Origin of the sequence: Photorhabdus tasmaniensis, assembly GCF_011189505.1 — a bacterium.
In the GTDB taxonomy this organism is placed as follows: domain Bacteria; phylum Pseudomonadota; class Gammaproteobacteria; order Enterobacterales; family Enterobacteriaceae; genus Photorhabdus; species Photorhabdus tasmaniensis.
Map to the genome: position 1 here is coordinate 1 of NZ_PUJU01000030.1, position 16,784 is coordinate 16,784.

General features: G+C 40.4%; 15 protein-coding genes. 8 read left to right on the forward strand and 7 right to left on the reverse strand.

Going from position 1 to position 16,784, the window contains the following annotated elements:
* Window positions 1-447: 447 nt before the first annotated feature.
* Both C5471_RS14240 and mdtD read left to right on the forward strand, forming a co-directional pair.
* Complete coding sequence (locus C5471_RS14240) at window positions 448-1,137, forward strand: FadR/GntR family transcriptional regulator (protein ID WP_133814134.1); 690 nt, start codon at window positions 448-450, stop codon at window positions 1,135-1,137.
* 69 nt (window positions 1,138-1,206) lie between these two features.
* Window positions 1,207-2,604 carry a multidrug transporter subunit MdtD gene (mdtD, locus tag C5471_RS14245; protein WP_166296025.1) on the forward strand — a complete coding sequence of 466 codons (1,398 nt, stop codon included), beginning with the start codon at window positions 1,207-1,209 and terminating at the stop codon, window positions 2,602-2,604.
* On the opposite strand, the gene rbsR is transcribed toward mdtD, so the two are convergent.
* From rbsR to rbsD, 6 genes are all read right to left on the reverse strand, one after another.
* Window positions 2,601-3,602, reverse strand: a complete 1,002-nt coding sequence (gene rbsR, locus C5471_RS14250; protein WP_133814133.1) for a ribose operon transcriptional repressor RbsR — start codon at window positions 3,600-3,602, stop codon at window positions 2,601-2,603. The two genes, mdtD and rbsR, sit on opposite strands and share 4 nt — an antisense overlap.
* Window positions 3,603-3,604: 2 nt before the next feature.
* Window positions 3,605-4,534, reverse strand: coding sequence for a ribokinase (gene rbsK, locus C5471_RS14255; RefSeq protein WP_133814132.1), 930 nt, complete (start codon window positions 4,532-4,534; stop codon window positions 3,605-3,607).
* 64 nt (window positions 4,535-4,598) lie between these two features.
* On the reverse strand, window positions 4,599-5,489 hold the full coding sequence (rbsB, locus tag C5471_RS14260) for a ribose ABC transporter substrate-binding protein RbsB (RefSeq protein WP_133814131.1): 891 nt from the start codon (window positions 5,487-5,489) through the stop codon (window positions 4,599-4,601).
* A 24-nt stretch (window positions 5,490-5,513) separates the two neighbouring features.
* On the reverse strand, window positions 5,514-6,485 hold the full coding sequence (gene rbsC, locus C5471_RS14265) for a ribose ABC transporter permease (RefSeq protein WP_133814130.1): 972 nt from the start codon (window positions 6,483-6,485) through the stop codon (window positions 5,514-5,516).
* A 6-nt stretch (window positions 6,486-6,491) separates the two neighbouring features.
* Window positions 6,492-7,997, reverse strand: a complete 1,506-nt coding sequence (gene rbsA / locus C5471_RS14270; protein ID WP_133814129.1) for a ribose ABC transporter ATP-binding protein RbsA — start codon at window positions 7,995-7,997, stop codon at window positions 6,492-6,494.
* Window positions 7,998-8,004: 7 nt separating this feature from the next.
* Window positions 8,005-8,424: a D-ribose pyranase gene (gene rbsD, locus C5471_RS14275; protein WP_133814128.1), complete on the reverse strand. Its 420-nt coding sequence runs from the start codon at window positions 8,422-8,424 to the stop codon at window positions 8,005-8,007.
* Window positions 8,425-8,683: 259 nt separating this feature from the next.
* Here rbsD and ravA point away from each other — a divergent pair, with 259 nt between their 5' ends.
* Together ravA and viaA are read left to right on the forward strand one after the other, a co-directional pair.
* The gene (gene ravA, locus C5471_RS14280) at window positions 8,684-10,195 is read left to right on the forward strand and encodes an ATPase RavA (RefSeq protein ID WP_133814270.1); all 1,512 of its coding nucleotides are present in this window, start codon (window positions 8,684-8,686) and stop codon (window positions 10,193-10,195) included.
* Window positions 10,196-10,199: 4 nt separating this feature from the next.
* On the forward strand, window positions 10,200-11,657 hold the full coding sequence (viaA, locus tag C5471_RS14285; protein ID WP_133814127.1) for an ATPase RavA stimulator ViaA: 1,458 nt from the start codon (window positions 10,200-10,202) through the stop codon (window positions 11,655-11,657).
* 6 nt (window positions 11,658-11,663) lie between these two features.
* Here viaA and asnA read toward each other — a convergent pair whose 3' ends face one another.
* Complete coding sequence (asnA, locus tag C5471_RS14290) at window positions 11,664-12,656, reverse strand: aspartate--ammonia ligase (protein WP_133814126.1); 993 nt, start codon at window positions 12,654-12,656, stop codon at window positions 11,664-11,666.
* Window positions 12,657-12,821: 165 nt separating this feature from the next.
* On the opposite strand from asnA, the gene asnC reads away from it, so the two are divergent.
* The 4 genes from asnC (at window position 12,822) to rsmG (ending at window position 16,719) form a co-directional block, all read left to right on the forward strand.
* The gene (asnC, locus tag C5471_RS14295) at window positions 12,822-13,283 is read left to right on the forward strand and encodes a transcriptional regulator AsnC (protein WP_023044946.1); all 462 of its coding nucleotides are present in this window, start codon (window positions 12,822-12,824) and stop codon (window positions 13,281-13,283) included.
* 91 nt (window positions 13,284-13,374) lie between these two features.
* Complete coding sequence (mioC, locus tag C5471_RS14300; RefSeq protein WP_133814125.1) at window positions 13,375-13,815, forward strand: FMN-binding protein MioC; 441 nt, start codon at window positions 13,375-13,377, stop codon at window positions 13,813-13,815.
* 380 nt (window positions 13,816-14,195) lie between these two features.
* Entirely contained in the window at window positions 14,196-16,085 is a 1,890-nt protein-coding gene (mnmG, locus tag C5471_RS14305; protein WP_133814124.1) for a tRNA uridine-5-carboxymethylaminomethyl(34) synthesis enzyme MnmG, read from the forward strand.
* Between the two features lie 13 nt (window positions 16,086-16,098).
* Window positions 16,099-16,719 carry a 16S rRNA (guanine(527)-N(7))-methyltransferase RsmG gene (rsmG, locus tag C5471_RS14310; protein WP_133814123.1) on the forward strand — a complete coding sequence of 207 codons (621 nt, stop codon included), beginning with the start codon at window positions 16,099-16,101 and terminating at the stop codon, window positions 16,717-16,719.
* Window positions 16,720-16,784 lie beyond the last annotated feature (65 nt).

A 16,784-nucleotide genomic window follows, 5' to 3' on the forward strand; every position in this document is an offset into this window, starting at 1 on the left:
CAAAGAAACTGACTGTTATTTCGTCATGAATTAACTGTTGTTCACTCTTCAAGACTTTAGTGTATTTTTTTGTGATACGGTCTTGTGAGTGCCCACACAGATTGTCTGATTAATTGTTAAAGAGCAGGCTGAAACAAAAATTGATATTCTCGTTCAGCCGGGCTGCGTATACTACGCTTTTCGCCCGCAGAGTCAAGCGCTTAATTCACTTTTCTCTGCCTGGCCTCACACGCTTTGTCAGCGTTGTGTCGGTCAGTGGTGGCGCATTATAGGGCGTTCTTCGGCGCTGGCAAGTATTTATTTGAAAAAAACTGTTGTTCGCCGATTTTTCCAACGAAATGCGTATTTTTGGAGTTTTTTTACACAAAAATAGATATCATCGACAGTAATTATTCCCAAACTAAAGTAGTATAAATAGATAAATACGGGAAAAGGTTCAAATCTACTATGCAATTTAAAGAACAAAGAAAAGCTTCCCAGAAAAACCTTTCTTATCTTTTAGCTGAAAAAATCGGACAACAGATTTTGTCTGGCGAATATAAAACTGAAGCCATCCTTCCTGGTGAAATAGAACTCGCTGAACAGTTTGACGTCAGCAGGACTTCTGTTCGTGAAGCGATAAAAATACTTGCAGCCAAAGGTATGCTATTACCTCGCCCACGTATTGGTACCCGCATCATGCCAACTATTCACTGGAATTTCCTTGATCAGGATTTATTAAAATGGTGGATGAATCGTGATAATCTTAGCCAAGTGATTGAACACTTCCATATAGTGAGATTAGCAATAGAACCACAAACCTGCTTCCTTGCTGCAAAAAATGCCACACAAGAACAAAAGAAACAGCTTTTACATCTAATAGATGAAATGTATCTGCTGAAAGAAAATTTTAACCGGGAAAAATGGATAGATATTGATTACCAGTTCCACCACACCATTTATAAATCCTGTGGAAACCCATTTTTAGGTTCTTTTGCCAACTTATTTCGCCCAGTTTATCAGAACTATTTCGAAGCTATTATTTCTGATAAAGTTGTACAACTGGAAGCCCATAAAACAATTGTCGATTCAATCATCAAAGGTGACAGTCGTAGCGCACTTCTCGCTTGTCACAAGTTATTAACAGAGCATGAATGATCTTATATAGTAATGTATTAGATTAATATCTAATCAAACATGGTTTAGATAAACACCGTAGGATTATTAATGGTAAAAACCGCTCGTAATATGGCGGGGCTACCCTGGATTGCTGCAATAGCTTTTTTTATGCAAGCTTTAGACGCAACAATTCTCAACACAGCATTGCCCGCTATTGCTGAAAGCCTCGAACACTCACCTCTGGCAATGCAATCTGCTGTTGTCAGCTATACTCTGACTGTTGCTTTACTCATTCCAGTTAGTGGCTGGCTAGCAGATCGTTTTGGTACCCGCCGGGTATTTATTTTTGCTGTATCCTTATTTTCTTTAGGCTCCCTAGCCTGTGCTTTGTCAGGTAATTTGGCTTTTCTGGTTATTTCCCGTGTAATTCAGGGAATTGGTGGTGCAATGATGATGCCGGTTGCCCGCCTTGCTTTATTACGCGCATACCCACGCAGTGAACTTTTAGCCGTTATGAATTTTGTCACCATGCCAGGGTTAGTAGGACCAATTCTGGGTCCTATGCTCGGTGGATTATTAGTCACTTATGCTACCTGGCATTGGATATTTATTATCAATATCCCAATTGGTTTATTGGGGATTATTTATGCTAAAAAGCATATGCCTAATTTCACAATGCCAAAACGTTCATTCGACTTTTTCGGCTTCATACTTTTTGGGCTGAGTTTAGTCATGGTTTCCGTTAGTTTAGATTTACTGGGAGAGAGTTCGTTACCAGGCTATATACCTCTCACAGTTATGATCGGCGGTTTTATGATATTATTTGGCTACCTGATGCATGCCAGAAAACACCCTCAACCACTTATCAGTCTGAAGTTATTCCGTACTCGCACATTTTCTATCGGTATTATCGGTAATCTTGCTACTCGCCTGGGAACTGGGTGCATTCCTTTTCTGATGCCTCTGATGCTACAAGTTGGTTTTGGTTATTCAGCAATCCTTGCCGGGATGGCGATGGCACCAACAGCTATCGGTTCTATTATAGCTAAATCTTTTGTTACTAATGTATTAACACGTTTCGGTTATCGTAAAACTCTGGTTAGTATAACCCTCATCATCGGATTAATGATTTCTCAATTTTCACTGCAATCACCAGAAATGTCCGTTGTTTTTTTAGTCATCCCACTATTTTTACTTGGTATGGCAGTGTCCACTCAATTTACTTCGATGAATACCATTACTCTGGCTGATCTGACCGATAATAATGCCAGCTCAGGAAATAGTTTATTAGCGGTAACTCAGCAGTTGTCTATTAGTTTCGGTGTTGCAGTAAGTGCTGCTATCCTCCGTTTCTATGAGTCCATACCTTATGGAACAACCGTCGATAACTTCCACAACACTTTTATGACAGTGGGAATAATCACTTTACTCTCGTCTTCCACCTTCCTGTTATTACATAAGGAAGATGGAGAAAATATGATCGAGAATAAGAGACAGAATACTTAAGAACGAGAAACTGAGTTACGCTCAATCAATGTTGGAGTTAATACTAATAACTTAAGATCACTCTCCGGGTTATCCATCCGATAAAGCAAAGTATCAACAGCCAGTTTTCCCAATTCATCTTTTGGCTGATGAATGGTTGTTAAAGGTGGGATCATATAAGGAGCCAGGTCGATATCATCATAACCAATGATAGAAATATCATCCGGCACGGAAAACCCTGCTTGATAAAGAGCCTGATAAGCACCAACAGCCATTGCATCATTGCCAGCAAAAACAGCTTCAGGTAGTTCTGGATGTTGCAGCAATTTTTGCATTGATGCAAAACCACCAGAAAATTCAAAATCACTATAAATTTCATATCCTTCAGGAATAACAAGGCCAGCGTCTGCCATTGCTTTTTTATATCCTTCCAACCGATAGCTAGCAGGCGTTTTATCTTGCGGACCCGCAATACAGGCTATTTTCTTAAAACCACAGCTGATGAGGTAATTGGTGGCCATCTCCCCTCCCAATAAGGAGTTGTCCTGAATAACATCGCTAACAATATCAAATGGAGACCAATCCATCATGACCATCGGTACAGGGGGATAACGGCGTAAAACATTACAAGAATTGTGCTGGTTCTCAGTACACATGATCAACAGCCCATCTACTCGCTTTTGCAGCAACGTTTCCATGCTGTAATCCATCCGTTTGGCATCACCCTCTGTATTACACAAGATAAGGCTGTAACCACGTTCATAACAGTTTCTTTCAACCCCTCTTACAATTTCAGCATAAAAGGGGTTATTACTGGTTGTTACCAACATCCCAATGGTTTTGGTCTGCTTGATTTTCAGACTTCGTGCAAGCGCTGACGGAGCATAATTTAGTTGCTCAATAGCATCATTAACTTTCTTTTTTACACCATCACTGACATAACGGTTATTGTTAATAACATGAGACACAGTTGATGTGGAGACGCCTGCAAAACGGGCAACATCTTTCATTGTAGCCACAGTCAGTCCTGTTCAGTTAAAAATGCATCAATTTCATTTCGCCATGGGACAGAAGGCTGAGCTCCCTGACGGGTTACCGCTATTGCAGCAGCAGAGTGGGCAAACCGTACCGCAGATAACATTGCTTTTCCTTCCAGCAAAGCTGTCGCGAACGCGCCATTGAAAGTATCTCCCGCCGCAATAGTATCTACGACTTTAACTTTAAATCCCGGAACAATTTCTCCTTTCTGACCTTTTTCACTCAACCATACACCACGGCTACCCAACGTGATAATGACTATTGCAATACCTTTATCATGCAATATCTGAGCCGCTTTTTCCGCACCTGAATCATCTTTTACTGTAATTCCAGTCAGGTATTCAGCTTCAATTTCATTCGGAGTAATGATATCCACCAGCGAGAGCAATTGATCAGATAATTTTTGTGCCGGCGCCGGATTAAGTATTACTTTAGTATCATTTTGTTTAGCTATCTCTGCGGCAAGTTGTACAGTTTCCAATGGAGACTCAAGTTGCATTAATAATGCATCCGCTTCCTCAATAATATTTTGGTAGCGATAGAAATATTCTGGTGTCAGTGCAGCATTAGCCCCCGTATTGATACCAATAAAATTTTCACCTTGCTGATTAACGAAAATCAGCGCTACACCGGTTTTTTCCCCTTCAATAACTTCAATGCCAGAAGTTTTAATATTATCCATGGCTAACTGCTGGCAGATACGGGAACCAATATCGTCCTCACCGACACAAGCAATAAATTCAATATCAGCACCACTGCGACCTGCTGCTACCGCCTGATTAGCACCTTTACCACCAAAAGCAATCTGGTATTGTTTCCCGATCACCGTTTCACCCGGACGAGGGAACGACTCAAGATTCAAAATATGGTCAGCATTAATGCTGCCAAGCACTGCAAGTTTTGCGGTACTCATTAAATCTATTCCTTATTCCATATATGCCGTTACCATCAATTAGCAACAGCACAGTAATACCGATTTATTTTTTAATAACCAACTCCAGTTCTACAGGAATAACAGCATCAACTTTTTCACTTTTCAGCACTTTGTCTGCTGTCTGAATGCCAACGATACCAATTTGATCAGGACGTTGAGCGATTGTCGCACCTAATTTCCCACCCTGAACAGCTTTGATACCCTCTTGCGTGCCATCAAAGCCAACAACTAATACATCTCTTTTACCTGCTGTCTGTAAAGCACGCAGAGCCCCCAACGCCATCTCATCATTCTGAGCAAATACAGCTTGTATAGCCGGATGAGCTATCAGTAAGTTCTGCATAACATTCAAACCTTTGGTACGGTCAAAATCAGCAGGCTGACTAGCCAGCACATTAAACTTATGTTCTCGTGCTGCTTTATTAAATCCTTCACCACGTTCACGGGCAGCAGAAGTACCAGTAATACCTTCTAACTGAATAATGTTGGCTTCATTCCCTAATTTTTCAGCAATAAAATCACCCGCTATTTTACCACCCAGGCGGTTATCAGAAGCAATATGGCTGACAACCGTACCTTTATTCGCTATCCGATCGAGAGTAATTACCGGAATTTTCGCATTGTTAGCGATGATAATAGCATTACCTACAGCATCAGAATCAGTTGGGTTAATCAGCATTAGTTTAGTACCACGTACCGTCAAATCCTGAACATTAGCTAATTCCTTCGCTGGGTTATCCTGAGAATCCAGCACAATTAGGTTATAACCCAATTTATCCGCCTCTTTTTGAGCGCTCTCTTTCATGGCGACAAAAAATGGATTATTTAGTGTAGAAATGACTAACGCGATAGTATCTTTCGCTAACGCATTTACACTTATAGTCGCGCCTAGTGTAACAGCAGATAAAATTGTGACTAATTTCTTCATTCTCATTGTCTTATTTCCTATAGGATGAGGTTATTTACCACTTTTGTTATCAACCAGAACGGCCAACAATATTACACTTGCTTTAACAATCATCTGGTAGTTAGAAGAAATACCTAATAAGTTTAGGCCATTATTTAAAAAACCGAGGATTAGCGCACCAATCAAAGTCCCCGTAATTAATCCCTTACCACCAGCCAGACGAGTTCCGCCCAAAACGACAGCAGCAATAGCATCCAATTCATAACCACTCCCTGCCATTGGTTGAGCAGAAGAAAGACGAGCCACTTCAATGATACTTGCTAATGCCGTCAGTAAGCCGCATAAGGCGTAAACGATAATCTTGATTTTATCGACACTGATACCAGACAAACGGGTAGCCGATTCATTACCCCCCAGAGCATAAATATAACGACCTAAACGAGTGTGATGCAGGAGATACCATGCAATAACAAAAACTATCAACATTAGCCATATTGGAGTAGGAATTCCCAATGGACGACCAATACCAAACCAGCCAAACAGATCTGCATTATTACTGAATCCTGTATTTATTGGGCTACCATCAGTGTAGACGCGGGTTATTCCACGAAGTAGTAACATCATGACCAAAGTGGCAATAAAAGCCTGTACTTTACCTTTAGCAATAACTATTCCTGTACAAGCACCAATCGCAGTACCTAAAGCCAAAGCACCCACTACAGCCACCAGCGCATTAACTTCCATACCAACCAATGAAGCTGCTACTGCGCCTGTCAATGCAAGCAATGAACCAACAGACAGATCAATACCCGATGTTAAAATAACCAATGTCATCCCAACTGCCATAATGGCATTGACTGATGTCTGTTGCAGAATATTAAATAAATTATTTAACGTGAAAAAATTTGGGCTAAGAGAAGAAACTACGGCTATCAATACTAACAACGCAATCAATGACTTTTGCTTCAGTAGCCATTCTTTAGTAAACCAACGCTTAGATGTCGGTGATATGTTCGAATTCATACTGAATTACTCCCGAATCGCTCCATATTGTTTGCCAACAGCCGCCGCCATCAAAATTTCTTGAGTTGCCTGTTCAGCAAAAAATTCTCCGCTGATGTGACCTTCATACATGACCAAAATACGATCACTCATTCCTATCACTTCTGGCATTTCAGAAGAAACAAGGATGATACTCAAACCCTCTTGTTTAAACTGATTAATGAGTTGATAAATTTCTTTTTTTGCACCGACATCGACTCCCCGAGTCGGTTCATCCAAGATAAGAATTTTTGGTCTGGTCATTAATCCACGAGCAATTGCCACTTTTTGCTGATTACCTCCAGAAAGCAGGCCAATCGTCTGCTCCATTGAAGGTGTTTTGATATTAAATAACTTGATAAAGTCATTGACTGCCTGCTGCTCTTTTTTATGATTCAGGCCACCTGATTTATTACTAAAATAACGTAAAGCAGTAAGAGACATATTCTCTTTAACTGACATATCCAAAACTAATCCATCACACTTTCGATCTTCTGAAATATAAACAATCCCACAAGCTAATCCGTCCTGAGGATTACGGGTTACAACAGGCGTCCCATCCAGAGTGATTTGTCCTTGAGTTTTTGGCAACGCACCATAAATCATTTTCATTAATTCAGTGCGGCCAGCCCCCATCAACCCCGATATACCCAAAATTTCTCCGCTATAAAGGGAAAAGCTAACATTTGTCATACCGGGACCCGAAATTTGCTTAACTTCAAGCCGCTTCTTGCCACGAGGCAAATTTAAGCGAGGATATTGCTCTTCCAGTTTTCTCCCAACCATCATTTCAATCAGAGTCTCTTCTTTTAACTGCTTTACCGGCTTTTCACCAATAAATTGCCCATCACGGAATACCGTAACATCATCGCAAATTTCAAAGATTTCTTTCAGACGATGAGAGATATAAACAATACCGCACCCCTGCGATGTCAGTTCACGTATTACGTTAAACAATGATTCAGTTTCTGTATCAGTCAGTGCATCAGTTGGTTCATCCATGATGATAACTTTGGATTCAAAACTCAGCACCTTAGCTATCTCAATCATTTGCTGATCACCGATAGAAAGTTCAGCTACCCGCCAGTGACTGCTGTAACTCAAATTCAACTTTTTCAAAAGGCGATCGGCTTCCTGATACATTTTTTTCCAGTCAATGGCACCAAATTTATTAACGAATTCACGCCCCAGGAAAATATTTTCAGCAATAGTCAGTTGGGGAATAAGATTTAATTCTTGATGGATAATCCCAATACCCGCGTCCTGAGAGGATTTAGGACCAGAAAAAATCACTTCTTTTCCTAAATAATGAATTGTGCCTGTATCTTTGGTATATATTCCGGTCAATACTTTCATCATCGTGGATTTACCTGCACCATTCTCCCCTACCAATGCCATGACTTTACCCGGATAAACACATAGTGCCGCACCGGATAATGCTTTAACACCAGGAAAAGATTTGCTAATTCCTTTTAGTTCCAGTGCAGGTCGCATAACCACCTCAGAAAGTCACACCAGCACAAAGGATGATATTGGCATAAGGAGAATTCTCTCCAGTACGAATCATCGCTCGGCTATATTCCGTTTTCTCTTTCAATATATTATGACTGATATATTCCACAATAATTGAACTCCCTTGTTGTTCCTCCAGCTCCTTAATCTGAGATAATATTAATTTATGTATCAAAGGATTATAGATAATGATCTCCTCAGCTAAAAATGCAGCTTCAACCTGCATTTCCTGTGTCACGACATTAAGAACGGATATAAAACTAGGGATCCCCTGGGTTAGCGCTAAATCAATCCGCTGGGCTGAAGAAGGAATTGATAACCCAATGTCACCAATTGTAATCTGGTCAGTATGCCCCAGCCGAGAAATTACGGCTGAAATTTCAGAATTAAGTAATACACCTTTTTTCATTTTTTTATTCCATTAGCGAAACGTTTCGCTATTAAAGTAATATAGAAAGTAACATTTAAAATGCAACATTAATAATACAAAAGTGTGATCGTTATCGATAACGTTTCGACAATAAAAAAACCAAAAATAAACGTTAACTCATTGAATATTTGACGCTGAATCGTTTTTTAAGGTAAATATAGTCTTCATAAATAAATGATGATTAAAATCTATGAAGAGAAGAAGAGTGATTAGATTTTATTTATCCCAACAGATAATATTGGTACGAATTATGCAAATAACGGAAAAAATAGCTTGTTTAAGTAACTATCTGGAGAGTGGTCTGTATGAAAGACAACAGACGATTCGTTTATGCCTGCTAGCTGCACTGTGCGGGGAAAGCGTTTTCCTGCTTGGTCCCCCAGGGATCGCAAAAAGTCTGATAGCCCGCCGATTAAAATTTGCGTTTCATGGTGCCAGAGCATTTGAGTATCTGATGACCCGTTTCTCCACTCCCGAAGAAATTTTCGGTCCTCTTTCTATTCAAGCATTGAAAGAAGAAGGACGTTATCAGCGACTGACCACCGGCTATTTACCTGAAACTGAAATTGTCTTTCTCGATGAAATATGGAAAGCCGGCCCAGCAATTCTCAATACCTTGCTGACTGCAATTAACGAAAGAAAATTCAGGAATGGGGATACAGAAGAGAAAATTCCGATGCGATTACTGATAACAGCATCTAATGAATTACCTGAAGCAGATAGCAGCCTTGAGGCTCTTTATGACCGAATGCTAATCCGTATTTGGTTGGATAAAATTCAAGAAAAACAGAACTTCCGGGCATTACTTACTAACAAAAAAAATGAAAATGATAACCCTGTCCCAGAAAATATTCAGATAACAAGTGAAGAGTTTCATCAATGGCAAAAAGAGATTAATAAAATAGTTCTACCAGAGAATTGTTTTGATATTATCTATCATCTACGTCAGCAACTTGATTCGACGGAACATTCACCTTATGTTTCAGACCGACGCTGGAAGAAAGCAATTCATTTATTACAAGCTAGCGCTTTCTTCAATGGTAGAAGAGAAATATCGCCACTTGATTTAATATTGTTAAAAGATTGTCTGTGGTATGATCTTCACTCTTTCAAATTATTACCTCAATATCTGAATACTCTCATGATCGAACAAGCATATCAGCAAAGAGTATCATCTCAGCAAATTGATTCACTTTATCACCAATGGATTCAAGCCCGTCAGGATAAAAACAATCAACAGGCGTTGTACCTGGAAAAACAAACAGGTTTGTTCGGACGCAAAATACAATATTCGCTACCCGATCACATTAATGAAGAAAAATTGACTTTGTTCCTGCATACACCTCTTCATATCCATGATATTCAAGTCAATTTTATTGAAACAGAAAAAAAGACGCTAAATACCTGGATAAATAAAGGTGGAAGTTTACCAGCCCGCCTGAATGGTATCGGTTTTCCACAAGATATAGCAGCCGAAATTAATTCAGTACACCAACCAGAGATTTTTGATATTAGCCGTCGTTCCTCTACTTTATATTTACCGGATGGTCAACATCAACAAAACGAAAAAAACAGCGAGTGGTTGGAAAAACTAGAGAAAATTAATCAAGAAATTTACCATCAACGCCAATTATTTAGTCAACATCAGCCATGTTTATTCATTGAAAACCATTGGTTTGCGGCAATAGAGCAAAGTTTTATCCAACTAGCAGATAGAATCAATCAGTTGAAAATAAAGATGGGCAACTAACTAAATGATAAGCCTAACAACCCTTGATCTTTTACTATCAGTAAACGAAGGTGAACTGATAGAAGAGCTTATATTAACTCTTCTGGCTTCGCCTCAATTAGCCATTTTTTTTGAAAAATATCCCCGACTGAAACGTGCCCTATTAAAAGACATTCCCGGTTGGAAACAAGATTTACAACAAAGAATTAAAGAAGCGCTGATTCCTGCAACCTTGGCAGAAGAATTTCAGTTATACCAACAATTGCAGTCTACCAACACCGATAATTTTTATCTTAAACTTCCCGATATTTTGGAAATATTGAACCGAATTAAATCCCCTTTTATTGAAGAAGCACAGAAATTGGCAACTGGCACCACTGATCATTCAAATACATTACAAATCCTATTTATCCAACGATGGCGGCTCAGTCTGATCTTGCAAACCACAACTTTCCACAAGAAATTACTGGAACAAGAAAAAGAGCAATTACTGGCAGAATTGCAACAACGGCTAACACTAAGCGGTAATCTTGATCCTATTTTCAGTGAAAATGATAGGGCGGCGGGACGATTATGGGATATGAGTAAAAATCAATTAGATCATTCCCGAAATGATCAACAGCTATTGATTCGCTACAGTGAATTTCTTCGCCAACAACCGGAACTGGAAAAACTGGCCCAATTACTGGGTCGTAGCCAATCTGCAAAATCAAAGCCACAGGAAAGCTATCTTCTCGAACCCTGTACTACCATTGAACGGACACCCGATACCGTTCCTGAACAGGTAAATGGCATAGGGCAAAGTGATGATATTTTACGCCTGTTACCAACAGAACTGGCAATATTGGGAATTGAAGATCTGGAATATGAATTTTATCGCAGATTGGTGGAAAAACGCTTATTGACCTATCGCTTACAAGGAGATAGTTGGCAACAGAAAACAACATTACGACCAGTCACTCATTATAATCAGGAAGAAAAGCCAAGAGGACCATTTATTGTCTGTGTGGATACTTCCGGCTCTATGGGAGGATTCAATGAAAAATGCGCCAAAGCTTTTTGTCTGGCACTGTTACGCATTGCATTAGCAGATGATCGTAACTGTCACATCATGTTATTTACTACAGAAATTGTGCACTATGAACTATCTTCACCAGATGGCCTGGAGCAAGCTATTCGTTTTCTCGGCCAGACTTTTAGAGGCGGCACAGATTTAACTTTTTGTCTGGCAAGCACAATAGAAAAAATGAAAGAGCAATGTTGGAAAGATGCTGATGCTGTTGTTATTTCAGATTTCATTGCCCAGCGTTTACCGGATCCACTAATCCATCAGATAAAAAATCTGCAACAGCATCAGCAACACCGCTTCCATGCGGTCTCCATGTCCCAATATGGTAAGCCCGGTATTATGCGGATATTCGATCATATCTGGCGTTTTGATACCGGACTTAAAAACCGTTTACTGCGAAAATGGCGTCACTGAATTGAATCAGAGCATGCCTTCTACCGTTTCGCGTACTTCAGGTGACCATATGCTGCATTGAACCTGACCGATATGTTTCATTTGCAGCAGTAACATCACCAAACGGGATTGACCAATACCTCCGCCAATCGACTGTGGCATATCGCCTTTGAGTAACGCCTGATGCCAATCATATTGCAAGCGCTGTTCATCACCTGTCAGCGTCAATTGGCGCTCCAGTGCTTCTGCGTCAACACGGATACCCATAGAAGAGATCTCAAAAGCATCCTCTAAAACAGGGTTCCAAACAATGATGTCGCCATTCAGACCAGCAAAACCATCACTGTTTTGTGTCGTCCAGTCGTCATAATCCGGTGCACGAACATCATGTGATTGGCCATCAGATAATTTCGCACCAATACCAATGAGGAAAACAGCTCCCAACTCTTTAGCAATCGCACGTTCGCGACCTTTTGCATCCAGATCAGGATAACGGCTCAGAAGCGTTTCACTGTGAACAAAGTGAATTTGATCTGGCAGGAACGGTGCCAGACCAAACTCTTTGCTGACCGCTTTTTCTGTTTCTTTTATTGCTTCGTAAATTTTACCTACTGTCTGTTTTAGATAAGCAAGTGAGCGTTGCCCATCTCCCATCACTTTTTCCCAATCCCATTGATCAACATAAACAGAGTGAATTGGTGTTAAGCGATCCTCGTCCGGACGCAATGCTTTCATGTGAGTGTAAAGCCCTTGCTCCGGCTGAAAATCAAAACGGCCCAGTGTCTTACGTTTCCATTTAGCCAATGAATGCACTACTTCGAAAGTTGAATCAGGTAAAGTTTTCACCTTTACCTGAACCGCCTTTTCATGGCCGGATAAGTTATCCTGAATACCATCACCTAAACAGCTTAGAATTGGCCCTTGTACTTCAATCAGACCCAGCTTGTTTTCCAGCAAACGGGAAAAGAAGGATTTCACGAAACTGATTTGTTGCTGCTTCTCAATAAATGACTTTTTCATAATATTATTCTCAAATTTTTAGGTCGCCCTGATGTCCTGTTGCAAACATTAAGCAATAGAACAAGGTATAAATTCAATATACTTTAATAAAAATAGTCTTTATTCTTTATAAAATTCATTTTTAATATAGAAAAAATGAAAATTCGATAAAAAATGGAGCTGGAAATGGCAGAAATTTATCAGATCGATAATCTGGACCGTGACATACTTCACGCTTTAATGGACAACGCACGTACACCTTATGCCGAACTGGCAAAGAAATTTGCCGTCAGCCCAGGAACCATTCACGTTCGTGTAGAAAAAATGAAGCAAGCAGGGATCATCACCGGTACCAGAGTTGATATCAGTACGAAACAACTTGGTTATGATGTTTGTTGCTTTATTGGCATTATTCTTAAAAGCGCTAAAGATTACCCATCAGCTCTAAAGAAATTAAGTAACCTGAATGAAGTCGTTGAGGTCTACTACACAACAGGTCACTACAGCATCTTTACTAAAGTTATGTGCCGCTCAATTGAATCTCTTCAAGATGTACTTATCAACAAAATACAGACTATCGATGAGATCCAATCAACAGAAACCCTGATCTCCTTGCAAAACCCGATTATGCGAACAATCAAGCCATAAGATAAAATTTGTTATAACCATATTATCCACAGGTAGATCCCAACAGATTCACAGCGTACAATAGCCGCTCTTGAAATCTGTAGGGATCACTATGGCCACTATTACCTTAATCAGCGGCAGTACTATGGGCAGTGCTGAATACGTAGCTGAACATATGGCTGAAATTCTGGAAGATACTGGTTTTTCCACCGAAATGCTGCACGGCCCCTCTCTTGATGAACTTCCTCAAGAAGGGATCTGGTTGGTAGTCACGTCCACGCATGGAGCAGGGGAATTGCCAGAAAATATACAACCACTGGCAGAAGAAATTTCTGAACAAAAACCGGATCTCAGCAAAGTAACATTTGGTGCTGTTGGCATTGGCAGTTCTGAATACGATACTTTCTGTGGGGCGATAAGATCTCTTGATCAACTATTAGTGGAAAATGGGGCCAAACGCCTCGGCGATCGTCTGGAAATTGATATCCAACAACATGAGATCCCCGAAGATCCCGCAGAAGAATGGGTTAAAAATTGGGCAAACAAACTCTGATTTGAACAAAAAAACAGCGAACGATTGTGGATAACTCATATAAAAAGCCGGGGTTAACCCGTAGTTATCCATAGTATAACTATCAGTCCATGATCGCACTGTGAATAACTTGCTGTTTAGATCCCAGTTTATACCGACTAGGATCACGGATCATTCACAGTAAATGATCCTTTACAATGTTATGATCTTTCTAAGTAAAAATGACTTATCCACAAAAGATCACGATCCTAATAAAAGATCTAATAAAGAGATCTTTAAATAAAAAAGATCTTCTTTTAATTACCGGCGATCTTACCCACTTGGTCTATCGCCTAAACTTGAGTAGAATTCTCTTCCCTTAATGCAGCACTAAGCATTCTTATAATTGAAGGTTCATCACCATGTTTTATCCAGAGCAATTTGACGTCATCATTATCGGTGGTGGTCATGCCGGTACTGAAGCTGCTATGGCAGCTGCTCGTATGGGCTGTCGAACCTTATTACTGACTCACAATATTGATACTTTGGGCCAAATGTCATGTAACCCAGCCATCGGTGGGATCGGTAAAGGGCATCTGGTTAAAGAAATTGACGCACTTGGTGGCTTAATGGCTAAAGCCACCGATCAGGCTGGTATTCAGTTTAGAACCTTAAATGCCAGTAAAGGACCGGCTGTCCGAGCAACACGTGCTCAAGCCGACAGAGTTCTTTACCGTCAAGCGATACGCAGAGCATTAGAAAATCAACCTAACCTAATGATTTTTCAACAATCTGTAGAAGATCTCATTGTCGAAAACGAGACTGTCACTGGTGCAATCACCCGTATGGGACTTAAATTCAGGGCCAAAGCCGTTGTTCTGACAGTAGGTACATTCCTTGATGGTAAAATCCATATTGGTCTGGAAAATTACAGTGGAGGAAGAGCTGGTGATCCTCCCGCGATTTCATTAGCGCAGCGTTTACGTGAGTTACCTTTACGTGTCAATAGATTAAAAACAGGTACGCCACCACGTATTGATGCCAGAACCATTGATTTTAGCCAGTTAACACAACAGTTAGGTGATAATCCAATTCCAGTATTCTCTTTTCTCGGAAATATTGGGCAGCATCCACAACAGATGCCATGTTATATCACCCATACCAATGAAAAAACGCACGATGTGATCCGCAATAATTTAGATCGCAGCCCAATGTATGCAGGGATCATTGAAGGGATCGGCCCACGTTACTGTCCTTCGATCGAAGATAAAGTCATGCGTTTTGCGGATCGCAATGCGCATCAGATCTTTCTTGAGCCAGAAGGGCTGACCAGTAATGAAATTTACCCAAATGGCATTTCTACCAGCTTGCCGTTTGATGTACAGATGCAAATTGTTCATTCCATGAAAGGGATGGAAAATGCCCGCATTGTTCGCCCAGGCTATGCAATAGAATATGACTTCTTTGATCCAAGAGATCTGAAACAGACACTGGAAAGTAAATTTATCCATGGCTTATTCTTCGCTGGGCAAATTAATGGTACGACTGGCTATGAAGAAGCAGCCGCTCAGGGGCTCTTAGCAGGGCTTAATGCAGCCCGTTACGCTTCAGAAGAAGAGGGATGGTTCCCTCGTCGTGATCAAGCTTATATTGGTGTTCTGGTTGATGATTTATGTACTCTGGGCACGAAAGAACCATACCGTATGTTTACTTCCCGGGCTGAATATCGCCTGATGTTGCGTGAAGATAATGCAGATCTCCGTCTAACAGAAAAAGGCCACGAATTAGGATTGGTGGATGATTCCCGCTGGGAACATTATTGCCGTAAGGTGGAGATGATTGAACAGGAACATCAGCGTTTGCGTAATATTTGGATCCACCCTCACTCAAATAATCTTGGTGACATCAACAACATATTAAAAATGCCATTATCGAAAGAAGCTAATGGTGAAGATCTACTGCGTCGCCCTGAAATGAATTATGAAATCCTAACTTCATTGCCACTGTTTTCACCTGGCCTTAAAGAACCACAGGCAGCTGATCAGGTTGAAATTCAGGTCAAATATGAAGGGTATATTGCCCGTCAACAGGAAGAAATTGAAAAACAATTGCGTAATGAAAACACGTCATTACCGATTGATCTCGATTACCGTCAAATTAGTGGTCTTTCTAATGAAGTTATCGCTAAACTCAATGATCATAAGCCAAACTCAATTGGTCAGGCTTCACGCATTTCAGGGGTAACTCCGGCTGCAATTTCAATTTTACTTGTATGGCTGAAAAAACAGGGCTTACTGCGTCGTAGTGCCTGAGAGGATTTTTATTGTGCTTAATAAACTGGAGTTTTTGCTGACTAAAGCAGGAATAGCGCTTTCACAACAGCAAAAACAGTTGCTCATGGCTTATGTTGATATGCTCAACAAATGGAATAAAGCCTATAATCTCACGTCTGTCCGTGAACCAGAGCAAATGCTGGTGCGTCATATTATGGATAGCATTGTTGTCAGTCCTTATCTGCAAGGTCATCGTTTTATCGATGTAGGCACAGGTCCGGGGTTGCCGGGGATCCCATTAGCTATTGTTCGTCCAAATTCTCATTTCACATTGTTGGATAGTTTAGGTAAAAGAGTCAGATTTTTGCGCCAGGTTCAGCATGAACTTGGTTTGGCGAATATTGAACCAGTGCAAAGCCGGGTTGAAATGTATTCCTCTGAGCCGCTTTTTGATGGAGTCATAAGCCGTGCTTTTGCCTCATTGCAGGATATGGTCTCTTGGTGTTGCCATTTGCCTGAATCTGTTCATGGACGATTCTATGCACTTAAAGGAGTGCTCCCTGAGGAAGAATTTACCACGTTACCTTCCGGAATTGTTGTTGATTCAGTTATTCAGTTAGATGTTCCTGAACTGGAAGGGCAACGCCATCTGGTTATCCTTAAATCAAACTAAGTTTGTTATTTGTCAATAAAGTTATAAATAATTAGTGATGTTGAGCACAATATACTGTGGTCAAC